Source organism: Oribacterium sp. P6A1 (genome assembly GCF_000702885.1).
Lineage (GTDB): Bacteria > Bacillota > Clostridia > Lachnospirales > Lachnospiraceae > Oribacterium.
The window spans coordinates 23,723-46,508 of sequence record NZ_JNKO01000011.1; the positions used below are offsets into that span (position 1 = coordinate 23,723).

Annotated in this window: 21 protein-coding genes and 1 tRNA gene; 1 reads left to right on the forward strand and 21 read right to left on the reverse strand. The window is 45.9% G+C overall.

From position 1 onward, the window contains the following. Positions 1-102: 102 nt before the first annotated feature. The 17 genes from T515_RS09110 to T515_RS09190 form a co-directional block, all read right to left on the reverse strand. Complete coding sequence (locus T515_RS09110) at positions 103-471, reverse strand: DUF1667 domain-containing protein (protein WP_036610106.1); 369 nt, start codon at positions 469-471, stop codon at positions 103-105. A gap of 14 nt (positions 472-485) precedes the next feature. Further along, positions 486-1,754, reverse strand: a complete 1,269-nt coding sequence (locus tag T515_RS09115) for an NAD(P)/FAD-dependent oxidoreductase (RefSeq protein WP_036610108.1) — start codon at positions 1,752-1,754, stop codon at positions 486-488. After that, positions 1,751-3,196, reverse strand: coding sequence for an NAD(P)/FAD-dependent oxidoreductase (locus T515_RS09120; RefSeq protein WP_036610111.1), 1,446 nt, complete (start codon positions 3,194-3,196; stop codon positions 1,751-1,753). The genes T515_RS09115 and T515_RS09120 overlap by 4 nt, the downstream gene beginning before the upstream one ends. Positions 3,197-3,435: 239 nt before the next feature. Then, positions 3,436-4,935 carry a glycerol kinase GlpK gene (gene glpK / locus T515_RS09125; protein WP_036610113.1) on the reverse strand — a complete coding sequence of 500 codons (1,500 nt, stop codon included), beginning with the start codon at positions 4,933-4,935 and terminating at the stop codon, positions 3,436-3,438. Between the two features lie 90 nt (positions 4,936-5,025). Continuing rightward, the gene (locus T515_RS09130; RefSeq protein WP_036610115.1) at positions 5,026-5,601 is read right to left on the reverse strand and encodes a glycerol-3-phosphate responsive antiterminator; all 576 of its coding nucleotides are present in this window, start codon (positions 5,599-5,601) and stop codon (positions 5,026-5,028) included. Positions 5,602-5,969: 368 nt separating this feature from the next. Next, entirely contained in the window at positions 5,970-6,677 is a 708-nt protein-coding gene (locus T515_RS16620; protein WP_051671597.1) for an MgtC/SapB family protein, read from the reverse strand. Positions 6,678-6,681: 4 nt separating this feature from the next. Beyond that, positions 6,682-7,410: an MgtC/SapB family protein gene (locus T515_RS09140; protein ID WP_036610118.1), complete on the reverse strand. Its 729-nt coding sequence runs from the start codon at positions 7,408-7,410 to the stop codon at positions 6,682-6,684. A 374-nt stretch (positions 7,411-7,784) separates the two neighbouring features. Then, positions 7,785-9,059 (reverse strand): dihydroorotase, encoded by a 1,275-nt coding sequence (locus T515_RS09145; protein WP_036610121.1) that lies wholly within the window; start codon positions 9,057-9,059, stop codon positions 7,785-7,787. Positions 9,060-9,611: 552 nt separating this feature from the next. Then, positions 9,612-9,929 (reverse strand): thioredoxin, encoded by a 318-nt coding sequence (gene trxA, locus T515_RS09150; RefSeq protein WP_036610123.1) that lies wholly within the window; start codon positions 9,927-9,929, stop codon positions 9,612-9,614. A gap of 218 nt (positions 9,930-10,147) precedes the next feature. Then, positions 10,148-10,220: transfer RNA gene (locus tag T515_RS09155), tRNA-Thr, on the reverse strand. A gap of 267 nt (positions 10,221-10,487) precedes the next feature. After that, positions 10,488-11,372, reverse strand: a complete 885-nt coding sequence (locus T515_RS09160) for a quinate/shikimate dehydrogenase (protein ID WP_197026418.1) — start codon at positions 11,370-11,372, stop codon at positions 10,488-10,490. A gap of 18 nt (positions 11,373-11,390) precedes the next feature. Next, positions 11,391-12,110, reverse strand: coding sequence for a YoaK family protein (locus T515_RS09165; RefSeq protein ID WP_036610129.1), 720 nt, complete (start codon positions 12,108-12,110; stop codon positions 11,391-11,393). A 275-nt stretch (positions 12,111-12,385) separates the two neighbouring features. Continuing rightward, complete coding sequence (locus T515_RS09170) at positions 12,386-12,589, reverse strand: helix-turn-helix transcriptional regulator (protein ID WP_155988343.1); 204 nt, start codon at positions 12,587-12,589, stop codon at positions 12,386-12,388. Between the two features lie 45 nt (positions 12,590-12,634). Next, entirely contained in the window at positions 12,635-13,378 is a 744-nt protein-coding gene (gene rlmB, locus T515_RS09175; protein ID WP_036610134.1) for a 23S rRNA (guanosine(2251)-2'-O)-methyltransferase RlmB, read from the reverse strand. A 28-nt stretch (positions 13,379-13,406) separates the two neighbouring features. After that, positions 13,407-13,940, reverse strand: coding sequence for a Mini-ribonuclease 3 (locus T515_RS09180; RefSeq protein ID WP_081832756.1), 534 nt, complete (start codon positions 13,938-13,940; stop codon positions 13,407-13,409). 12 nt (positions 13,941-13,952) lie between these two features. Next, complete coding sequence (gene cysS / locus T515_RS09185; protein ID WP_036610137.1) at positions 13,953-15,359, reverse strand: cysteine--tRNA ligase; 1,407 nt, start codon at positions 15,357-15,359, stop codon at positions 13,953-13,955. A 219-nt stretch (positions 15,360-15,578) separates the two neighbouring features. Further along, positions 15,579-17,033: a S1C family serine protease gene (locus T515_RS09190; RefSeq protein WP_036610142.1), complete on the reverse strand. Its 1,455-nt coding sequence runs from the start codon at positions 17,031-17,033 to the stop codon at positions 15,579-15,581. Between the two features lie 242 nt (positions 17,034-17,275). On the opposite strand from T515_RS09190, the gene T515_RS09195 reads away from it, so the two are divergent. Further along, complete coding sequence (locus T515_RS09195; RefSeq protein WP_036610145.1) at positions 17,276-18,208, forward strand: diacylglycerol/lipid kinase family protein; 933 nt, start codon at positions 17,276-17,278, stop codon at positions 18,206-18,208. Between the two features lie 87 nt (positions 18,209-18,295). Here the strand turns inward: T515_RS09195 and ispF are convergent, their stop codons facing one another. From ispF to T515_RS09215, 4 genes are all read right to left on the reverse strand, one after another. Further along, on the reverse strand, positions 18,296-18,763 hold the full coding sequence (ispF, locus tag T515_RS09200; protein WP_036610147.1) for a 2-C-methyl-D-erythritol 2,4-cyclodiphosphate synthase: 468 nt from the start codon (positions 18,761-18,763) through the stop codon (positions 18,296-18,298). A gap of 12 nt (positions 18,764-18,775) precedes the next feature. Then, entirely contained in the window at positions 18,776-20,305 is a 1,530-nt protein-coding gene (locus T515_RS09205) for a S41 family peptidase (RefSeq protein ID WP_051671598.1), read from the reverse strand. A gap of 160 nt (positions 20,306-20,465) precedes the next feature. Then, complete coding sequence (locus T515_RS09210; RefSeq protein ID WP_242839360.1) at positions 20,466-21,725, reverse strand: murein hydrolase activator EnvC family protein; 1,260 nt, start codon at positions 21,723-21,725, stop codon at positions 20,466-20,468. Further along, on the reverse strand, positions 21,726-22,634 hold the full coding sequence (locus tag T515_RS09215; RefSeq protein ID WP_036610149.1) for a cell division protein FtsX: 909 nt from the start codon (positions 22,632-22,634) through the stop codon (positions 21,726-21,728). It lies immediately after the preceding gene. Positions 22,635-22,786: the final 152 nt, after the last annotated feature.

A 22,786-nucleotide genomic window follows, 5' to 3' on the forward strand; every position in this document is an offset into this window, starting at 1 on the left:
GATATTCTTTTAGGTGTAAATCTCCGGACCGTAAAAGCTATACTCTGATGTGCGTTGAAAAGCCGATATCAGACTGCTTAACACTTTGCGCTGCCGGAAATCTCAGCCCACCTTTGCGATGTTTCTTGTGGCTACAACAGATACACCTGTGCCTGCCACATCCTCAATGAGAACGTCTCCGATATGTACCGGTGCATCACATTTTACGTGGTTTATGTCATGCATTACCGCAAAAATCTTATCCTTTGGAATATCCGATGCCGTTTTGCAGCATACTCTTGCCTTGTCTCCGCCTGTGACAGCTATGGTGGAAGTTACGATACGTGTCGGATTCGTAACTTCTTTTCTTGCATAGATATCGCCTCTCTTACAGGTATTTCCGGAAACGGATATAACCTCTCCCTTTTCCATCTCAACTGTTACCTGGCAGCCCATCGGACAGCCGATACATGTTAAATGTCTCTGTTCCATCTTCTGTCCTCCTTTCAGTCTTTCTCGATCTTGATGGTGATAGTTTCCATTTCAGGGCGATCAAGAAGATCCTGCTTTTTAACCATAACCTGCTCCATTTCTCCGGGAGCCAGGATCTGACGCTTTCTGTGCTGAACGCGCTCTTCACCGTAATAAACGCTTACATAGGAATCCTTGTAAACATCACCTACTCTGAAACGAACTGTGAGGTTATCGTCCATACGTCCGGGATCGATGGTTGAAGGAACTGTGTATCTTGCACCGTCGGTGGCATTGACATGAATAACCTTTCCGGTGGCGTCAGCATCGAGATTTCCGTTCACATATTTAACGGCGTTAAGACCTGCACGGCCTGCCTCCTCTGAAACATAGTCAACCAGATCGTGAACGTGGAGAACATTACCGCAGGCAAAAACACCCGGGATGTTGGTCTCCAGACTCTCGTTTACAACAGGACCTGAAGTGATGCGGCTCATCTCAACGCCGGCAGACTGTGACAGCTCATTTTCCGGAATGAGACCGCAGGAAAGAAGAAGTGTATCACAGGTATAGCGCTCTTCTGTTCCCGGAACAGGCTTTCTGTCAGGACCAACCTCAGCAATGGTTACAGCTGTAATGTGCTCTCTTCCCTCGATATCGATAACTGTGTGTGAAAGCTTGAGAGGGATTCCGTAATCATCAAGACACTGAACGATATTTCTCTTGAGACCGCCGGAGTATGGCATGAGCTCTGCCACAACCTTGACTTTGGCGCCTTCAAGTGTCATACGGCGTGCCATGATGAGGCCAATGTCTCCGGAACCAAGGATAACAACCTCTCTTCCGGGCATGTAACCCTCGATGTTTACAAGTCTCTGTGCGGTACCTGCGGAGAAGATTCCTGCAGGTCTGTAGCCCGGGATATTGAGAGCTCCTCTCGGACGCTCGCGGCAGCCCATGGCGAGGATAACTGACTTGGCCTGGATCTGGAACATGCCGTCTTCCTTGTTCATGGCTGTGATTACCTTTTCAGGTGAAATGTCCATGACCATGGTGTTTAATTTATATTCTATTCCCAGCTCAAGTACCTGTGTTATAAAGCGGCCAGCGTATTCAGGGCCTGTAAGCTCCTCCTTGAAGGTATGGAGGCCGAAACCGTTATGTATGCACTGGTTGAGGATTCCGCCAAGCTCTGAGTCTCTTTCCAGGATCAGAATGCTGTCGCAGCCTGCATTCTTTGCAGCAGCTGCTGCGGCAAGTCCTGCGGGGCCGCCGCCTACTATTACGATGTCTACTGTATTCATTCTGCTACCTCCTTGGAGTGTTCAAGAACAATGTTTGATTTTCCGCCGCTCTTTGTAATTTCTGTAAGGGGAAGTCCCAGCTCTCTGGAAAGGATATCCATAACACGGGGACTGCAGAAGCCTGACTGGCAGCGTCCCATGCCGGCACGGGTTCTGCGCTTTACGCCGTCAAGGGAACGGGCCCCAAGAGGTCTTCTGATGGCATCAAGGATCTCACCCTCTGTGACTGACTCACATCTGCAGATGATCTGACCGTAGGCAGGTTCTTTTTTAATGAGCTCATTTCTCTCTTCGATGGAAAGCTTCTTCGGATCGAGAATGTCTTTTCTTGTTCCGATCCAGTTTTCCTTTTCTGTGAGAGACATCTTGTCACGAAGGAGATTTCCAATGAACTCTCCGATAGCCGGTGAGCTTGTGAGTCCCGGAGACTCGATTCCTGCGCAGTCGATGAATCCCGGAGCATCTTTGACTTCACCCAGGATAAACTCGTGATGATCCTCATGGGCACGGAGTCCGGAGAAGGAAGTAATGACTGAACGAAGTGGCAGGTTCTTAACGTTCTCGGAAGCCTTTGTGGAAATCTCGTTGAGACCGAACTGTGTTGTGTTTGTAGCGTCCTTATCTTCCTGATCGATGGCTGTAGGTCCTACCAGAAGGTTTCCATGTACAGTCGGAGCCACAAGGATTCCCTTTCCGTACTTTGTAGGCTGTGGGAATATGGTATGACTTACGTGATCGCCAACGGTTCTGTCCAGGAGATAATACTCTCCGCGGCGCTCGATGATATTGATCTTTTCAGAGCTTACCATGTTGTGGAGCACATCTGCGTACACGCCGGCTGCATTAACAACATACTTTGCTGTGTATTCGCCGTTGTTTGTACGGATGTGCCAGAGACCGTCCTGCTTTCTCTCCAGCTTCTCGACCCGGGTGTTGAAGCGGAAGTCTACGCCGTTTACAGCTGCATTTTCAGCCATGGCGATGTTCAGTTTGAAAGGACAGATGATACCGGCTGTCTCTGCGTAAAGTGCGCCCTTTACATCATCGGAGATGTTGGGCTCCATTTCGAGAGCCTCTTCTCTTGTGAGAAGCTTCATGCCGGGAACTCCGTTCTTCACACCTCTGTCATAGAGATCCTTAAGTCCCGGAAGCAGCTCTTCATGGATGCAGACAACGAGGGAACCGTTTCTCTTGAAAGGAATGTCAAGGTCTCTGCAAAGATCGTCCATCATTTCGTTTCCGCGAACGTTCATCTTTGCCATGTTTGAGCCGGGCTCGGCATCGTAGCCAGCATGGATGATGGCGCTGTTTGCTTTGGAAGTTCCGCAGCAGACATCCTCTTCTTTTTCAAGTACGCATACCTCTGTCTGATAGCGTGAAAGCTCTCTCGCAACGGCTGCGCCGGTGACGCCGGCACCGATAACGATTACATCATAAGTCATATTCTATCCTCCCTTTTAGGAACTGAAGCCCATAAAGATTAGCTTTTTTTGGGCTGTTCTTCATAATTTTCGTGAAAATCCGGAATCTGAGGGAATCCTTGGCGGATTCCTTTGAAGAGCTCAAAGCCGCGTGGCTCCTTCGATTAAAAATCGAAGGCAGGTAAAGTCTGAATCCCTGCGGGATTCCCCTGAAGCGCTCAAAGCCGCGTGGCTCCTTCGATTAAAAATCGAAGGCAGGATCAACAACTCTCTCTGTCCCATCCGAAGGTGGCTTTTACTGCCTGATTCCATCCCCGGATTTCTTTTTCTCTGTCCACATCTCTCATTTCGGGATCGAACTTCCTGTCGATCTGCCAGTTCTTCTTGACATCTTCCTTACTGTCCCAGAAGCCTGTGGCAAGACCTGCCAGGTATGCAGCACCCATGGCTGTTGTCTCAACGCATTTTGGTCTGTGAACCGGAGCGTTGATGATGTCTGACTGGAACTGCATGAGGAAGTTGTTCTTGCAGGCTCCTCCGTCAACCTTAAGAGAAGTAAGGTGAATGTCAGAATCCTTTTCCATGGCTCTCAGAACATCGTTTGTCTGGAATGCCAGGGACTCCAGTGTGGCTCTGATGATGTGGTACTTGTTTACGCCTCTTGTGAGGCCTGTGATGACACCTCTTGCAAAAGGATCCCAGTAAGGTGCGCCGAGTCCTGTGAATGCAGGAACCACGTAGCAGCCGTTTGTGTTCTTGACTCTCGTTGCGAAATACTCTGAGTCCGCAGAACTGTCGATGACACGAAGTTCATCACGAAGCCACTGTATTGCGGCACCTGCCACATATACGGAACCTTCCAGTGCGTAATTAACTTTTCCGTCCAGTCCCCAGGCGATGGTGGTGAGGAGTCCGTTGCTTGAGAAAACCGGTTTTTCGCCTGTGTTCATCAGCATGAAGCATCCTGTACCGTAGGTGTTCTTTGCTTCACCCGGCTCAAAACAGGTCTGACCGAAAAGTGCGCACTGCTGGTCTCCGCCTGCTCCTGCTATCTTAATTGGGCCTCCAAAGAATTCAGGATCGGATTCGCCGTAGATATAGCTTGAAGGCTTAACTTCAGGAAGCATGCACTTGGGAATGTTCAGCTTCTTAAGGATATCCTCATCCCACTCAAGTGTATTTATATTGAAAAGCATGGTTCTGGAAGCATTGGAATAATCGGTTACATGAACCTTTCCCTTGGTGAGCTTCCAGATAAGCCAGCTGTCTACGGTTCCGAAAAGAAGTTCGCCCTTTTCAGCACGCTCCTGGGCGTTTGGCATGTGGCTCAGGATCCACTGGAGCTTTGTGGCTGAAAAATAAGGATCGATGATAAGTCCGGTCTTCTTCTGGAATGTTTCCTCAAGACCTTCAGCCTTTAACTTTTCTGCTTCTTCAGCGGTTCTTCTGCACTGCCATACGATGGCGTGACATATGGGCTGTCCTGTCAGCCTGTCCCATACGATGGTGGTCTCACGCTGATTTGTTATACCTATGGAAACGATATCTTCAAAGGTAGCCCCTATCTTCTGCATAGCCTGACGGGCAACTGACAGCTGTGACTGCCAGATTTCTGTGGCGTCATGCTCGACCCAGCCGGGCTGAGGGAAAAACTGTGTGAATTCTTTCTGCACTACTGAGCAGATATTTCCTGCCTTGTCGAAAAGGATGCAGCGGTTGCTTGTTGTACCTGCATCCAAAGCCATTACATATTTAGCCATATCCTGGATGTCCTCCTGTTCTCGGATAGAGTTTTTAGTGTTCGATGAATGTGTAAAAGTAGATATCGGACCGCTTCGCGCTCCTGTGATCTACATTTCCCAAATAGCCTGATTTGTGGTTGATATGGAGATAACTCCGTTATTCAGGGCGTTCAGGACTTCTGTTTTGTTTGTTATAAGTCCGCTTGCCATGAGTCTCACTTTCGAGATCTTTCTTATCTTCTCGAAAAATTCCGGAAGAAGTATTCCCGGAAGAACTTCAATTATGTCAGGCTGTACCTCTGCGTGACTCTGCTTTTCCACATTCTGAAGAGCGATGCTGTCCAGCATGAAAAATCTTAAAATGGTATTGAGTCCCAGCTCCTTTGCATGTTTTATGAGGTTTGGCTTTGTTGTGATGATACCGTCAGCCGAAGTGTAATTTCTGATAAAATCGAGAGACACTTCTTTGGAAGAAAGTCCGTTTATCAGGTCAACATGAATCACAACGGTTTTACCTGCATCCTTGATACGCTTCACTATCTCGGGGATGCTGCAGACATCACCGTAGAGAACAAATATGACGCCAATGTCTGTTTCCAGACACTTTTCAAGCCCGGCATCATCCTTAATGGCAGCGATAATCGGATTGTTTTCAATTTGTTCGATAAATTCTTTTCTTTGCATAGATTGATTTCCTCAATATGTAAATTTTTCGCTGCTTAAATTGAATGTGTATCCGAATTTACGCACAAAAAAAGAGAGTACACGCAAGCAAGCAGCTTTCATAAACTGCTTACTGCCATACTCTCTACTCTCTACGGCAAAATATTTATGAACCTATATTAGCACCTAAAGACAGGCAATACAACATAAAACAGTTTAAAGATTGAAAAAAATTTCTATATGGTCGTAAATGACCTGTGGGAGCAGAATGCAGATATCAGGTTTCTGATATCCGGCTCTTCATGGCTTCCGCACCTATATATGATATCCTATTTAAACTGTTCTTCCAAGAATCAGGTTAGGGAAACGCTGATATAATCAGTGTTCCCTCAGATGATTTCCAGCGTTTCGATTCCGTCCATGTTCTCAAAGTCGTGAAACAGTGAATCGAATTCGGCATTATCAACTTTGATGCTGTGAGATTCCAGATATATAACAGCTGAACGTAAGGAATAGTCACCTGTATTCTCGCCACGGCTGAGCTGAATGCTTTCGATCTCTATCCTCTTCTCTCTCAGCATGGAGAAAACCCTGTCCAGAATGGTATCCGAAGAATACTCAATGTAAATGATCTTTTTCGGCATCCTTTTGGTGAGCCAGTATTCCAGTTTTGAAAAAACCATTTCCGACAGGAGTATAAGAAAAGTAGCAAGTATACCGCCTTCATAGAAGCCGCCTCCGAAGCAAAGTCCTATAATGGCGCAGGTCCATAGTCCTGCGGAGGTAGTGAGTCCGCGGACCTGATTCTTGGGAGTCATGATGATGGCGCCTGCACCGATGAAACCTATACCTGCCACCACCTGGGCACCGAGACGGGACATATCCGTACTGTAGTGAAGGTTTATGGAGAGGTACTGCCCTGTGAGACTTGTGATGCATGCCCCAAGGCAAATCAGAATATGTGTGCGGAAACCTGCCGGGCGGCGCTTGTATTCGCGTTCAATGCCTATGATTCCGCTGCAGATGACTGCCAGAAACATTCGGAAAAACACGGAGGCAAAGTTTATATCCCTAAAATAGTAAAGTCCGTCTATCATGGCTTTATACCTCATCAATCATGGAAATGCAGTCAAGCTCCGAAAGCTTTTTGATGATATCTGTGTGCTTCATCCTTTTGGGAAGCTGCATAAGCAGAACCGCGCTTGGGTTGATACCGGACTTCGGCTGTCCCCTGTCCACATCAACGTCATAGATACGTATACCCATACTCTTTACATGGTGAAGAATCTTCCTTAGATCTGTTCCATGGCCGTATTCTATGAAGATATTGATATTTCTTGAATTTGAAATGATCTTTCTGGAAATGGTTCCGAAAAAGACATTGCACATGATGATCATGACGAAAGCGAACAGAACACATTCATAGAATCCGGCACCGATAACGATACCCGTACATCCTGAAGCCCAAAGACTGGCTGCGGTGGTGAGTCCCCGAACCTTCTGCTTTTTGTTGACTATAACTGTGCCTGCACTGAGGAAACCGATACCGTTTATTACTTGTGCGGAGTATCGGGATACATCGAGCTTTATGGAGTAGGTGTTAATGATTGATGTCCAATGTGAGTACATCATAAACACCTCATACTGACTGAGGAGCATGGTAAGGGCTGCTCCGATGCAGACGATCATATGGGTGCGCATGCCGGCAGCATTTTTGGTGCGGGTACGCTCCATGCCGATAAAAGCCCCAAGAAACAAGGCCAGTATGAGCCTCAGAGCAACGGAGAACAGATTGAATTGGTGAATATATAAGTAGAAATCCCGTGCCATATAAATAAAGAGAGACTCCTGAATCAAAAGTCAATACCGGCAGTCTCTCATCTCCTTGCGATATAGTATAAATCATCACGAACAAATAATTAATTTAAGTATAGCACACAATAAAAATCCCTCAAGTTTAAGATATAGGGAGGACAAACTTGAGGGATTCTTACCTGTAATCGATGCCATTGGATTGGTCACATCAATTATTTCTTTCTTATGTGACTTAAGTGTATCACTCGAAATGTCACAATAGTGTCACAAATTAAGGAGAAATTTGCGTTTTGATTAAGAAAGTTACAAATTTTTTACTTTGCATTAATCATATCGACAGAGTTTCCGGGACTATTAGTATGATTTTTAAAATTTTTTCGGCCGGGAGGTCAGTTGTCCCGGAATACTACATTTCCTCCGCAGATGGTGGCTTTGACTTTTCCATACAGCTTCATGTCTATAAACGGGGAATTGCATGCCTTTGAGACAAAGTGATCGGGAACTGTCCACTGCTCTTCGGGATCAAATATCACCATATCCGCAGGGGCGCCTTCTGAGAGGGTGCCTGCATTAAGCTTATAAAGCTTTGCCGGGTTTATGGTAAGGGCTTTTATGATTTGTGCAAGGGAAAGCTGCCCGGTGCGTACCGTATGTGTGATGACAAGTCCGAGAGCTGTCTCGAGTCCTATCATGCCGCTGGGGGCTTCTGATACAGGCTTTGACTTTTCTTCGCTGCTGTGAGGTGCGTGATCTGTTGCGATCATATCGATGGTACCGTCTGCAAGGCCGCGGATGAGAGCCTGCCGGTCCTCTTCTGTACGGAGGGGAGGGTTTACCTTCGCAAGAGCACCCTTTGTGAGCACCAGATCTTCTGTTGCGGAAAGGTGCTGGGGAGTAACCTCACCGTATACTTTTATGCCCGATTTTTTTGCGGCACGAATAACATCCACAGTGACGCCGCTTGATATGTGCTGTATGTCAAGCTTTGCACCTGTTTTTCTGTTAAGAAGGATATCTCTTGCCGCAAGGACATACTCGGCTTCGTCAGGCGCGCCGCCAAGTCCGAGCTTTTCTGATACTGGGCCTTTGTTGACTCCGGCACTGAACATAAGAGAAGGATCCTCCTCGTGAAGTGAGATGGGCACGTCCAGTTCCTTGCATTTTGCCAATGCTTTTACCATGAGCTTTTCGTCGGCAATAGGCACTCCGTCATCGGTAAATCCTACTGCGCCTGCTGAATGAAGCGCGTCCATATCTGTCAGTTCCCTTCCCTGCATGGAAAGGGTGACATTGGCAGTTTGAAGTACGTGTATGGGAAGCTGCTTCTCTCTTTCGGTAAGCTCCGTAAGGATTTCGACAGAATCAACCGGCGGCTTTGTATTTGCCATGCAGATAACTGTTGTGTATCCTCCGGCAGCAGCCGCACGGGCTCCGGTCTCGATATCTTCCTTATAAGTGAGGCCCGGATCACGGAAATGAACATGGACATCCACAAAGCCGGGAGCCACCACCTTTCCCTCTGCGTCTATGACATCTTCGCAGGAATCTTCAGCATCATAATCTCCCACCCTTTGTATCCTTCCCGAATCATCTATGAGGATGTCGGTAATCCGGTCAATATTGTTTGCAGGATCAATTACTCTTCCGCCTTTAATCAGTTTCATATATGCCTCCCGTTTTTATTCTGATATCTACTTTTTACACTCACATCATAATAACACATATGGAAGTGACACAAATATTAAATATGAAAACACGGGAAAATCTTACGATTCTTAAGAAATGATGGAATCAGGGAAAGAAAAAGACTGATATGTTTTTGGGGCAACAAAAAAGAGGTAAGCCATTGTATTGGTCACTTACCTCTATATTGCTGTAGGTTTCATTAGTCCCTACCTCCTACTTATCGTAGAATTTTGCTTAAATTTAGTATAGATTAATGCAAGGATTTTTGCAAGATTTTCGTAAGATTTATGTTATAAAAATTATATATGACGGGCATATAAAAGTTAGATAAAAGATAAATCAGAAGTGCTTGACATCAATATCTATGTGAATTTGCGCCTGAACCCCAATAAGCATTTTCGGTGCCATGGGTTAAGTTATACAGGCGGGAACATATAACAAAAAAACGGTGTCTGTAAGATTTTTTTGGTAAAAAAACTGCCTATGAGCTGATCATAGGCAGTCTGAACGTCAATGGGTGTAATCCGTTATCAGATAAGCTTGTTGAGCTTTTCTTCCAGTGCTTCCTTAGAAAGGGCGCCAACGATGTTTTCTACTACCTTGCCGTCCTTAATCAGGAAAAATGAAGGGATGCTGCGTACCTGGAAAGATGTTGCAAGCTCCATTTCCTCATCGGAATTAACCTTGCCAACCTTGATCTTACCGTCATACTGCTCTGCAAGGGCCTCTACTACAGGGAACATCATCTTGCATGGTCCGCACCAGTCTGCGTAGAAATCAACCAGTACAGGGATATCACTCTCTAAAACTTCCTTCTGAAAATTGTCTTTTGTAAACTTGTATTCCATGTTAATAACCTCCGTTAAAAAATCAATTGACTGATATTAATAATGCGCCAATAGATTGTGCGCGATTTATTTGCATAACTTAAGTATACACATAATCAAAAACAAATCAAGCATAACTTTTGCATAACCGGTAATCCGGAAAACAAAAAAGGCCGAAAACCAACGTAAACACGTGGTTTTTCGGCCTTAATTTTCATGGAAATATCAGCAATAAAAAAAGCTGGTAACCGGAATCGGACCGGTGACCTCCGCACTACCAATGCGACGCACTACCGACTGTGCTATACCAGCATGCTCTCAACTGAGAACTTGTTAAATTTAGCATATGAACAGAATAAAGTCAATCAGTATTTTCAAAAGGCACTTGACTCCGGCAGGAATTTGATTTTTTCCGGAATCCGGTGCAGTCAGACACAAGCTTGATTTAAACAGCAATAGTATCTGACCCGCAAACAGGTTTAAAAGTTTTAATTTTTAACCTTCTTCACCGGCAACGGTTGAATTCATAATCATCCTAAACAAAACAGACCGTTAATTTGTTATATCTTTACGCTCACATCATTTAAAATACTTCTCTTTTACTGTCTCAACAGGCATCTTCTGTCCTGTCCAGAGTTCGAAGGCTGCGGCCCCCTGATAGAGCAGCATATACATGCCGTTGAAAGCATTGAGACCGCACTCTTCTGCCATTTCAAGAAGTCTGGTTTTTCTTGGGTTATAGATTACATCAGAAACGGCGAGGGGTTCTGTGATGCCCGGAGCCCGTTCTGTGAGCCAGGTCGGGTCCTTGATCAGGTTTCCGCCGATATCAGGAGCCATTCCCACATTTGTTGCATTGATAAGAAGAGCTGATTCCGAAATCTCCTTTTTCAAGAGGGAATCTTCATAGTCCAGAACATTGACTCTGCAGGAGGTACGGGTGTTAAGTTCACTGACTACCTTTGCCGTGCGATCCTTAAAGCGGCTTCCTGCCCGCTCAAACACGGTGATTTCACCAGCTCCGTCAAGGGCCAGCTGGACAAGTATAGCTATGCCTGCACCGCCTGTTCCGAGTAACGTAACTTTCTTTCCGACGAAATTCACACCGGACTGACGGGCAGATTCGGTAAATCCTGTTCCGTCAGTGGTATGACCTGTTACGGTGCCGTCCTCTTCTATCACCACAGTATTGACTGAACCGGCTATTTCAGCAGCGGTACTCAGCCTGTCGCAAAGAGCTACGGCTTCGGTTTTAAGAGGCATGGTGAGGTTAAAACCACGGACTCTCATCTTTTTAAAGCTGTCCAGTACTCCCTTCAGTTCTCCTTCCTTTACGTCAAAGGCAAGATATCTGTAGTCGAGATCCAACTGACAGAAGCCTTCATTATGCATGGCAGGTGAAAGGCTGTGAGCTACGGGACTGCCTAAAAGGCAGATCATTTTTGTTCTTCCTGATATTTCCATGATAAACCTCTCTTTCTTTTAATGACCATGAGGAGTTATATAAAGCTTATCCTTTTCGTAGGTTCTGTCTGCATGGAGAAGCTTTATGAATACGACGAAAAGCACTGCTCCTGCACCCCATATGGAATGAAGTCCCATAATATTACTAAGGATAGTTCCCGCAAGTACACCCATGAAGAAAAGCAGCATCATGCTGAAATGAAGTTTAGCTTTTCTTTTATAGGAATGGTCGTTGCTTCTCAGGAATTTAACCAGAAAAGAACCGAACTGCCTCAGGTGGTTGGTGCAGAAAGTGGTGGCCATTCCGATGCCCTCAGCCTGTCTGAAAGTGTTGAACTGCATGGCGCAGATGAAGTTAAGTGTTATCTGACAAATCTGGTCAGGCCATGATGCAGGCATAAGGCCTAACATAATTACGGTTATTAATTCAAATCCCACAAGAAGTGTGTCCCATCGAAGGAAGTGAAATCTTTTTATCTCCTTTGCCCATATTTCTGACAGTATGGTACCGCCGAGATAAGCTGAAAAAGGAATGAGATAGTATGCGGCCTGCCCGAATTCTCCGTTTCCTATATGCATACTCATAAGTACTATGTTTGCGGTCTGTGCATTGCAAAAAACTCCGCCTCTCAGGCAGTAGGTATAGGCGCCGTAAAAGCCGCCTACAAAGATCAGAGCCCAAAAGACCCATAGTTTTTCGCATTCCAAAAATATATCTTTTTCTGATTTTGATTCCATATATTCTCCGTTATTTTCCCAAAAAGGAAGTTCATGTTCAAGTGTAATGGACTTTTATCGTCGTTTCCTTAGGATACGCCTTTTTTCAAAAAAAGAAAAGCCGGGCAGCATACCCGGCTTTTATATCTGACATGATGTTCTTTATTTAGTGCAAAAATGCACATGGAACAGCGATAATGTTCATATTCGCGCACACGCAAAAGGGATTATAACAAATAAACGGTAACCAAACGAAAACCGCAGCCCGGAATATATGCAGGCTGCGGTTTTTTAAGTTATTCGGGTTCATACCAGCCGGGAATCAGAATTGAAGGATTTACCCCTATCTCCTTTTTAAATACCTTGCTGAAGTAGTAAATATCGGAAAAGCCGCATTGTGCTGCAACCTGTGATACATTGTACTCTCCGCTGCAAAGCATGTTTTTTGCGAAATCCAGACGGATTTCCATGAGTTTCTGATTAAAGCTTACCTGTTCCATGATGATAAGCTTTGCCCCCTCAAACAAATTTCAGCTGAATAAGGATCAACCATTCAGTCTCTGTCTTACGATTTCATAAGCCAGAACACCGCAGGCTACGGAAGCATTGAGGGAATCAATGTCTCCGAACATAGGGATGGATGCCACCATATCACACTTCTCTTTTACAAGACGTGAAACGCCCTCTCCCTCGTTTCCGATGACGAGACCTATGGCTCCCTTCAGGTTGAGGCGGTACATACTCTCCCCGCCCATATCCGCGCAAACGAACCAGAGACCTTCTTTCTTAAGTTCCTCTATGGTCTGTCCTATATTTGTGACCTTTGCGACTCTTGTATGCTCAAGAGCTCCTGCTGAAGTCTTGGCAACAGTCGAAGTGAGACCTACAGCACGTCTTTCGCGAATGATAACGCCATGAGCTCCTGCAAGGTTGGCTGTACGTATCATGGCTCCAAGGTTATGAGGATCCTCAATGCCGTCAAGAACGAAGATAAATGGACTTTCGTTCTTTGTACGCGCATACTCCAGAATTTCTTCCACACTGCTGTAATGGAATGCCGCAAGATAAGCTATGACGCCCTGGTGCGCGCCCTGTCCCGCTATCTCATCAAGTCTTTCTTTTTTAACGAATTCCGGTTTGATTCCGGCTTTCTTTGCTTCCCTTATAATGGTGGAAATAGGACCGTCATGTATTCCGTCCTGAAGGAAGAGTCTGTCTACAGCTTTTCCTGCCCTGAAAGCTTCAATGACCGGATTTCTTCCGATGATGGTAAATTGTTCGTCTCTCATTTATAGAACCTTTCTGAAGATATGACATTCACGTCATAGTATCATCTTGCGCCGATTGTGTATCGGCCTCTTTTTTCTTTAAAGAAGTTTTGCTTTTCTTTGGATTTATATGACCGTCACGGTCAAGCAGCTCCTGAAGATGACCTATGCCGGATGCTTCAATCCCGATAAGTCTTTCGTACTGTTTTGTAAGATACAGATAGCCTATCAGTGCTTCAAACCCTGTGGCTCTGCGGTAATCCTGAATGGAACTGTTCTTGCTGTGTGTTGCAGACTTATGGTTCCTTCCCCGTCTGTACACGGACATTTCGTCTTCGGTGAGCATGTCATTTCCTATGAGCCATCCCATGATTTCTGCCTGGGCATGGGCACAGACAAATTCCGTCTTTTTACGGTTGATGTCATTGACGGATCCGGGAAAATGAGTCACCACGTACTCGCGGATAGCCATATCATAGATACAGTCTCCTATGTACGCAAAGATAAGCGGTGAAGTTGTCTGCACATCCACCGCTTTAAGATCAAGTTTTTCTTTATAAAGTTCGAATAAATTATCTGCCATAAAACTCCGGGCTTACGCTCTGCTCCACTTAACGCCTTCGCGGGTATCCTTAAGTACGATGCCCATCTCGAGAAGTTTGTCGCGGATCTCATCAGCCTTTGCAAAATCCTTTGCCTTGCGGGCTGCCTGACGCTCCTCAATGAGCTTCTCAACAGCACTGTCAAGATCATCCTTTTCTACAACTGTCCTGATACCAAGTACGCTCATGAGAAGCTCAAGCTTTTCAAGCACGTAGTCTGTAAATGCCTTTGAGCTCTCATCTGTGGCGGAGACATTGGCAATCTTCACAAGTTCGAATACTGCTGTGATGGCATCGGCAGTGTTGAGATCGTCATCCATCTTCTGGTTGAACATCTCCTGCTGTGCATCCACAGACTTGATTGTCTCAAGCTCCGAAGCACTCATCTCTGTTCCTGAAGCCTTTGCGCTCAGCTCTCTCAGACGCTCGATGGCTGTCTGGATACGCTCAAGGGAAGTCTTGGCGCTGTCCATAAGGTCTCTTGAGAAGTTAAGCGGATTTCTGTAATGGGCGCTCAGCATGTAGAAACGAAGCACACGAGGGTCATACTGTGAAGTGATGTCACGTACTGTGAAGAAGTTTCCAAGAGATTTTGACATCTTCTGATTGTTAATGTTTATGAATGCGTTGTGCATCCAGTAGTTGGCGAATTTCTCGTCGTGAGCCATCTCATACTGGGCGATCTCATTCTCATGATGAGGGAAAATAAGGTCCTCTCCGCCGGCATGGATGTCAAGACGCCCGCCGCAGTACTTGGGGGCCATGACGCAGCACTCTGTGTGCCAGCCCGGACGGCCATCACACCATGGAGACTCCCAGTAAGGCTCTCCTTCCTTCTTTGGCTTCCAGAGAACGAAGTCGGTTGAGGTCCTCTTTCCGTCTTCACCTGATACCTTTAAATCACGGAAGCCTGACTGGAGCTCGTCGATGTTCTTGTGGCTGAGCTCTCCGTAGTCCTTGAAAGAGGTGGTATCAAAGTACACTGTTCCGTCTTTTGCCACGTAGGCAGCATTTCTGTCAACCAGCTCCTTTATAAGGTCTATCATGCCCTGAATCTCTTCTGTTGCCTTTGGATGAACGGCTTCCTCAATGTTGAGATCGGACATATCCTTTTCAACTTCCGAGATAAATCTTTTTGTGATATCAGAGCAGCTGACACCCTCTTCTATGGATTCCTTGATGATCTTATCATCTACATCTGTGTAGTTTGAAACGTAGGTCACCTTGTACCCCTGATACTCCATGTATCTTCTGAATGTATCAAAAACAATCATAGGACGGGCATTGCCGATATGGATAAAATTGTAAACCGTTGGACCGCATACATACATACGGATCTTCCCGGGCTCAATCGGCTTGAACTCTTCCTTCATTCGAGACATTGTATTGAAAATCTTCATAAAATTCTCCTTTGCCATTGGGAGGTCATGCAGGCCGTTCATCTCTGAACAGAATTCATCCGTAAACGGTACATGAAATAACGATATTCGCCCTGAAGGCGCGCCTCTTCCGCAGGCTTACATGCCAATTATTGTAATATTTTAGCCCTTATGAGTCAATAATAAGAAAACAGGCGCCCGGGAGTTGTTTCGCCTGAGCACCTGTAATTAGATTAAAAGTTATCGCTGATACTGATTTATGAAATCCTGGAATGCTTTAATGATATCCTCCGGATTGATATTGCCGTTATCACCGCTCTGACCGTCTGAGCCGTTATTTCCGGAATTGCCGTCATTGTTGTTTCCGTTCTGGCCGTTGTTTGGATCGTAGTCTCTTGAGAACGGGTCATTTTTTTCGCCTGAAGTACCGGCAGAACCGGAACCGTCCTTTGTGTTCGAAGAAGTTGCCGCTGATCCGAGAATAACCTCTACGGTCAGCTCATCGTATTTGTCGCCGTTTGGTCTTTGAACTGTCAGACTTACCTTTTCACCGGCTTTATATTTTGAAAGAATTTCTCCGAGCTCGTTAAAGTTGGTTACGCCCTGACCTTCGATGGCTGTGATGATATCCTTCTCGTGGAGATCATCATTCTTTGCATCTGAACCCTCTGTGTGCTTATAAACGAAAACACCCTGCGGCATATCAAAGCTTGCCGATGTCTGTGCGTCGATGGTTTTAACGGTTACGCCGAGATATCCGCGCTCTTCCTTGGAAACTTCCGAGCGTGTTTCAATTTTTGAAAGCTTTTCAACAACCTTCTTTGCTGTTGAAGAAGGTATGGAATAGCACATTCCCTCGATATCTGTTGAAGCTGATTTGGCAACATTGATACCGATGACCTCTCCCTTCATATTGAGAAGAGCTCCGCCGGAGTTGCCCGGGTTTATGGCTGCATCGGTCTGGATGAGACCGGTTCTTGAACCCTTGTTTGTGGCAATGTCTCTGTTCTTCGCAGAGATGATTCCTGTGGTTACTGACTGTCCGTAGCCGAGAGCATTACCTATGGCAACAACCTGTTCGCCGATTTCTGCTGCATCGCTGTCTCCGAAAGTGGCAATGGATATGGCGTTCAATGTCTTGGTAGGTATGTTTTCAAGCTTAATGGATAAGAGCGCAATGTCTGCATTGGCATCCGTACCTTTTATCTCGGCGTCAAGGGTTTCATCGTCTATGAAAGTTACTGAAAGAGACTCGGATGATGAGATAACGTGGTTGTTGGTAAGAATCAGAAGTTCTGTATCATTCTTTCCGATGATAACACCTGAACCGCTGGCCGGAATCTCAGTCTCATAGCTCTGATAGTCTCCGAAAATGGAGAAACCGTTCTGACGGTACTTCACCATGTTGGTGATGGAGACAACGGAAGGCATGGCGTTTTTAACCACGTCAGTAACGCCTGTGATATTTGAACTTGTGGCTATTCTTATAGATGTGTTGCTGCTGTTGTCAGCCGTTCCGGAAGTTTCCGGCTGTGCGGCTGTGTTCTCCTGAGGCTTTATTTCAGCTATCATGTCAGTGGACTGCTGATATGTGAAACCTGCCCGCTGTGCGGCTACATTGACACCTACCATGGCGGCGCCGGCAACTGCTCCGAACAAAACAGCTCCCGCAATAATTCCTGCTACTCGTTTCATTCTCTGTTTCCCTCCTGAAACTGTTCCAATATCGATTTCTGACACTTATGTTGTCATAGTATACTGATTCGTATTTTAATTTTCTTGTATGATACCTATATTATGTGTTCAATTTGTGTTCTCAATAATAAAATTTTCATATAGTGAAAAAGGGCATTTTTTGATTTATTTTTATACTCTTTTTAGAAATGATTTGAGGGTTCGATGCTATACTCTGTGTGTGTCTGAAACATGGAGGTTCAATGTATTATTTCATCGTAAATCCGCATGCGTCTGAAGGCAGAGGACGTAAAATCTGGGATCAGGTTCTCAGATATCTCAGTAAAACGCAAAATGCCGAAAACTTTGAGGCTTATATAACCGAAAAGATCGGGGACGCAAGGGAATTTGCCCATCAGTTGTCTGAGAATTGTCAGTTTGAAAAAACCATCACTGTTATAGGAGGGGAAGGAACCTTCAACGAAGTGGTGGATGGTATAAATATGGACTGTAATAAGGTATCCATTGCATATATCCCTACCAAGTCTGACAATGACATAGCCCGCTCATTCAGAAGAAAATACAATTTAAAAGCCCAGCTCAAGAGACTGTTCAGTGATTCCGATGAGGTACTTTTGGATTACGGAGTGCTTAACTGCTCTTCCCTGAACCGGCGTTTCGCCATCTGTTCCGGAATAGGTCTTGATGCAGCTATATTTGATGATATCTACGCAGTTAAGTGCACCTGTGAGAATCAGCCGAAAAAACTCAATCATATTAAAAAATTCAGATATCTAAAGACTATGATCAGGGAGTTTTTCAAGCTTAAGCCCACCAGAGGATACGTGATACTTGATGGTGAAAAGAGGCATGAATTTAACAATATCATGTTCATCTCAGCCCATGTACACCCCTATGAGGGAGGGTATCTTATCTGTCCCAATGCCAGCGGTGTTGACGGAAAGCTTGATATCTGTATAGTGAGCACCAGGCATAAGTGGCGTTTACTGTGGATCATGCTTTCCAGTGTATTCGGTACTCATGTTACCCGGACAGGATTTCATCTTTACAGATGTAAAGAGGTGGAGATACATACTTCAAATCCCCTTCCGGTGCATGTGGACGGAGAAGTTGTTGGAAAAAATTCTGACATCACCCTGAACTGCATCCCGAAGAAGTTAAGGTTAAAGATGTAAGTGATAAGCATTGCGAGGACTTATCACTGTAAAAAAGAGGAAGCCGGTACGAAAATCTGTACCGGCTTCCTCTTTTTTATATCTCTATCACACTAAAAGCGCAACAGCCTGGGAGCTGATGCCCTCGCCTCTTCCCGTGAATCCGAGACGTTCTTCAGTGGTTGCCTTTATGGAAACCTGACTTATGTCGATGTCCAGTGCCTCTGCCACATTCTTACGCATCTCCGGCAGATAGCTCATAAGCTTTGGCTTCTGAGCTATGATGGTTGAATCGATATTTCCGACTTTATATCCTGCTTTAGAAAGTATGTTTCCTACCTCACGCAAAAGACTTATGGAATCAGCGCCTTCGTATTTCGGGTCGTTGTCGGGAAAATGCTGACCGATATCGCCCAAAGCAGCCGCTCCGAGAAGTGCGTCCATGATGGCGTGGGTGATGACATCTGCGTCGCTGTGGCCTAAAAGCCCAAGCTCATACGGAATTGTAACACCTCCCAGGATTAGCTTTCTGTCCGGTACCAATTTATGAACGTCGTAACCTGTTCCTATTCTCATAGTTCTGCCTTTCTAAAAATTCTTTCTGATCGCATCAACTGCTGCCAGCATCTGCCTGTCTTCACTGAGAGTCACCATATACTCTTCCGCATTGCTGCCAAGTTCAACAGAGATGTCCGGAGTGATACCCAACCTGTGAATATTCTGACCGGATGGGATGTAGTAGTAATGAGTGGTGAACTCTACGGCAGAACCATCCTGAAGTGATGTAATGGTCTGGACTATGCCCTTTCCGTAAGACTTTGTTCCCACGATGGTTGCACGGCCATAATCCTTGAGACAGCCTGAGAAAAGCTCTGCAGCAGAAGCGGAATTCTGATTCTGGAGCACAACTATAGGGATGTCTATCTCGTGTCCGTCACCTGCATACCACTCCTGGCCCTTTCCGTTCTTGTCTCTGGTGTAGGCGAAAAGTGTCTTTCCCTGCTGGAATCCGCTGTTTCCGTCTGTGTACTTTGTGAGATCATCGGGAAGGATGTAATCGAGAAGTGATGAAGCTACCTCGATATCACCACCGCCGTTTCCTCTTAAGTCAATGATGAGTGCTTTTATCTTTGCTGTTTCAACAAGTGTGTCCAGGGCCTGCTTTGCCTGTCTTTCCTCCACATCATAGAAATTGGCAAAGGACAGATAGCCTACCTCACTTGGGGAAAGTGATGAAGTCGTATCGGAGGTTTCGGAAGGAAGATCCTTAAAATCGATACCAATCTCGTCAAGGGTTCCGTAGCGGATACGGGGAACCTCCACATTGCCTCTCGAAATGCGCATGGATATTTCCTGACCGTAACGCTTTACCACGCAGTTAAAGGTGGTGCCGTCCTCACCCTGAATCAGATTGGGAAGCACATAGGAAATAGACATTCCGGAAATGTCTATTCCGTCAACTTTGTAAAGAACGTCTCCTACCTGAAGACCTGCCTCTTCTGCGGGGCTGCCCTCATAGACCTTTGTTACAACGATTTCATTGGTGCCCTCAAGCTGCTGGACCATGGCTCCTATACCATGATAGGTCGATTGTTTGCTTGATTTGCTTTCACGCATCTCTTCTGCGCTGTAGTAGTGGGCATAAGGGTCGTCGTCTGTCAGTGAAGCAAGCAGTCCCTTGTAAATATAGGTGGCTGCCTTGTCGGGATCCTCAGGGAAAAGGTAGTTCTGATCAAGGATACTCTGGAGCATACCAAGTTTCCTTGTGATGGCTGCCATATTGACGGAACTTTTGACCACACCGGCAGAACCGCCCGTTTCAGTTCCGGCATCAGCTCCTTCTGCTGCCAATGAATAGCCCTTGTCGCCTGTCTGAAGCTCCGATGCACTGGCCAGCGTCAGGGAAGCATTGCCCGCTCCGCGGTTGACCAGAAGATCGTTGAGGAAAGGCGGTATGCCGAAGAAGTACACATAAAAAGTGCTTCCTCCGATTATGAACATGACCGCAAGTCCCAAAAGGAAACCATAGACGAAGTCAAAGTTTCCGAAAAGTGGCTTCTTTTGTTTCTTTGTTGAATTTTCAGTTTCGTTTGTTTGATTTTTTTCTTCGTTTTGCATACAAACTATTATAGGTTGCGTTTTACGTAATGCCAAACAAAATTTTCATAAATCGTATAGTGTATGAAAAAAGAGAACCCTTCTTTAAAGGAAGGATTCTCTTACGGATAATGCAGGAATACTGCCGGCTTATGAAAACTGCTGTCATGTCATCAGATAGTTACAGGTAGCTCTCAGGATCCACATATGAGCCGTTTTTTCTGATCCCGAAGTGAAGGTGCGGGCCTGTGGAGTACCCTGTTGATCCCACGGCGCCTATGGTATCACCCTGGGATACCTCATCACCTTCTGAAACATTGAGACTGGACATATGCATATAGACGGTGTAGATTCCGCTGCCGTGACTTATCATGATGTAGTTGCCGGCGCTTGCGGAGTAGGTGGAAATGACGACCTTTCCTCCGGCAGCTGCTATGACCCTGGAGCCTGTCGGAGCTGCGATGTCAATGCCTTTGTGATAGGAGCTTGCACCCTCCGTCGGTGACTCCCGGGAGCCGAAACCGCTTGATATGGTACCGCTGGCTGGGCAAGGCCATTTGAACCCGCCGCTCATGGTTCGTTCCTTATATTCGGAACCGTTTTTCTCGGCCTTCTTTCTGGCTTCCTCCTCCTGACGGGCTATCTCACGCTCCATGGCTTCGATATTGGCCTCCTGGGCTTTGATGGCAGCCTTCAGATCATCAATGCTGTTCTGCTGCTCTTCGATTTCGTTTTCGGCACTGGCGATCTTTTTGCTGTATGCGGTGAGCTCTGCCGTTTTCTCATCGAGAAGAGCCTGTATGCTGTCCTGCTTTGCCTGAGCCTGTGTTCTCAGGTCTGTAAGCTGGGCGTTCTCAGCCTGGAGCTGGTTTTCTGTATCCTCCACCAGCTGTCTGGTCTCTTCGTATTCCGTCAGCTTTTCCCGGTCATAGCGGGTGATCCTCGATATGTACTCGGCCTTGTTCAGAAGATCGGACCAGCTCTTCGCATTCAGGATCATATCGATAAAGCTGGTGTCGCCTTTTTCGTACATGAACTTGATTCGGAGCTTCATGCTGGCGTACTGATCGGATGCCGTCTGGGTCGCCTTCGCGAGCTGTTCCTGGGTGAACTGGATGTCCAGCTGCTTCTTCTCAATGGAATCATTGATGGATATAAGCTCGTTTGTGATCTCAGTCATGTTCTGATCCAGTGCTTTTACATAAGCGGCAGTGTCGGCCTTCAGCTCTTCAAGTTCCTCTATCTTTTTGTTGACCTTTTTCTGCTCCGCTGCCAATGCATCTATTTTTTCCTTGCTGTCACTTATTATCTGCTTTGAATCCTTTATGGACTGCTGCTCTTTCTCTGCCGCTGAAACAGGCAGGGATGCACAGATAAGGGACAGGATGGTTATTACAGATAGTAATTTGAGTTTTTTGATTCCCGATATTTTCATAAGCATTTACACTCTTAGAGATTTCCTGATGGTAAAGAAGGATACTACAAAGCCGACTCCTACACCGAGGCCCATTGCTGCTGCCATCATTTCCGGGAAGATGGTTCCGATGGGAATAGGTGCAAAGAGGGTGCTTATACCGAGGAAGTGATCATTAACATAGGTCACTGCCTTGCCGTATATAAGATATATGCCTATGAGCGGGATGACTGCTCCTGCAAATCCAAGGACTACACCTTCAACAAGGAAAGGAAGGCGTATCATGAAATTGGTGGCACCTATCATTTTCATTATCTCATTTTCCTTGCGCCTGAACTGGGCCGCTACGGAAATGGTATTGGAAATAAGGAAAACAGAAACAGCAAGAAGGACTCCGATTATGACGGCGCTCAGTGATGAGATGAGTCGTTCCAGGGAACTGAGACCTTCTATCGCTGCGCTTGAGTAATTTATCTGCCTGACTATTGAAAAGCTGTAGAGCCAGTCCACTATACTCTGCTGATCTTCTATGTTGTTAAGGAATATTTCATAGCTTTGGGAGCCTGCAAGGGGGTTATCCTCTGCAAAGGCCTGAGCCATCAACTCGTTGTTGTGAAAATAATCTGTCTTGAATTCACTCCACGCGTCTTCCGCTGAGGTATAGTCTGCACTTTTGATCTCTTCTCTTTTTTCTATTTCCTGCCCCAGTTCCTTTACCTGTTCTTCTGTTGCATCATCATTGAAAAAAACAGTGATGCCTACAGTGGTCTCTGCTGTTTTTGCCATGTTCTGGACGTTGGTCAGAATGGCAAAGAAAAGGCAGAAAAGAAAGATACAGGCTGAAATGGTAGCGGTGGAAGCTGCCGAAAAAAGCTTATTATGGAAAAGGTTTTTGAAACCTGAGCGTATACAGTAGCTCCATGCATTTGCCTTCATCGTATTGTACCCTCCTTTCCTGATTTATGGTGTGGGCGATGAGAGCCCTTCAGACCGCGGGAAGTTTTTCCGGTATCGGAAGTGGTATCGTCACCGGTTTCGGTACTTGTGCCGGTATAGACATTGGCATCGGAAACAGCCCCGGTATTTAC

Bases quoted from the DNA above. Each gene is read 5' to 3' on its own strand.
- T515_RS09110 (WP_036610106.1), bottom strand. From the start codon at position 471: ATGGAACAGAGACATTTAACATGTATCGGCTGTCCGATGGGCTGCCAG.
- T515_RS09115 (WP_036610108.1), bottom strand. From the start codon at position 1,754: ATGAATACAGTAGACATCGTAATAGTAGGCGGCGGCCCCGCAGGACTT.
- T515_RS09120 (WP_036610111.1), bottom strand. From the start codon at position 3,196: ATGACTTATGATGTAATCGTTATCGGTGCCGGCGTCACCGGCGCAGCC.
- glpK (WP_036610113.1), bottom strand. From the start codon at position 4,935: ATGGCTAAATATGTAATGGCTTTGGATGCAGGTACAACAAGCAACCGC.
- T515_RS09130 (WP_036610115.1), bottom strand. From the start codon at position 5,601: ATGCAAAGAAAAGAATTTATCGAACAAATTGAAAACAATCCGATTATC.
- T515_RS16620 (WP_051671597.1), bottom strand. From the start codon at position 6,677: ATGATAGACGGACTTTACTATTTTAGGGATATAAACTTTGCCTCCGTG.
- T515_RS09140 (WP_036610118.1), bottom strand. From the start codon at position 7,410: ATGGCACGGGATTTCTACTTATATATTCACCAATTCAATCTGTTCTCC.
- T515_RS09145 (WP_036610121.1), bottom strand. From the start codon at position 9,059: ATGAAACTGATTAAAGGCGGAAGAGTAATTGATCCTGCAAACAATATT.
- trxA (WP_036610123.1), bottom strand. From the start codon at position 9,929: ATGGAATACAAGTTTACAAAAGACAATTTTCAGAAGGAAGTTTTAGAG.
- T515_RS09160 (WP_197026418.1), bottom strand. From the start codon at position 11,372: ATGGAAATATCAGGAAGAACAAAAATGATCTGCCTTTTAGGCAGTCCC.
- T515_RS09165 (WP_036610129.1), bottom strand. From the start codon at position 12,110: ATGGAATCAAAATCAGAAAAAGATATATTTTTGGAATGCGAAAAACTA.
- T515_RS09170 (WP_155988343.1), bottom strand. From the start codon at position 12,589: ATGGAACAGGTAAGCTTTAATCAGAAACTCATGGAAATCCGTCTGGAT.
- rlmB (WP_036610134.1), bottom strand. From the start codon at position 13,378: ATGAGAGACGAACAATTTACCATCATCGGAAGAAATCCGGTCATTGAA.
- T515_RS09180 (WP_081832756.1), bottom strand. From the start codon at position 13,940: ATGGCAGATAATTTATTCGAACTTTATAAAGAAAAACTTGATCTTAAA.
- cysS (WP_036610137.1), bottom strand. From the start codon at position 15,359: ATGAAGATTTTCAATACAATGTCTCGAATGAAGGAAGAGTTCAAGCCG.
- T515_RS09190 (WP_036610142.1), bottom strand. From the start codon at position 17,033: ATGAAACGAGTAGCAGGAATTATTGCGGGAGCTGTTTTGTTCGGAGCA.
- T515_RS09195 (WP_036610145.1), top strand. From the start codon at position 17,276: ATGTATTATTTCATCGTAAATCCGCATGCGTCTGAAGGCAGAGGACGT.
- ispF (WP_036610147.1), bottom strand. From the start codon at position 18,763: ATGAGAATAGGAACAGGTTACGACGTTCATAAATTGGTACCGGACAGA.
- T515_RS09205 (WP_051671598.1), bottom strand. From the start codon at position 20,305: ATGCAAAACGAAGAAAAAAATCAAACAAACGAAACTGAAAATTCAACA.
- T515_RS09210 (WP_242839360.1), bottom strand. From the start codon at position 21,725: ATGCTTATGAAAATATCGGGAATCAAAAAACTCAAATTACTATCTGTA.
- T515_RS09215 (WP_036610149.1), bottom strand. From the start codon at position 22,634: ATGAAGGCAAATGCATGGAGCTACTGTATACGCTCAGGTTTCAAAAAC.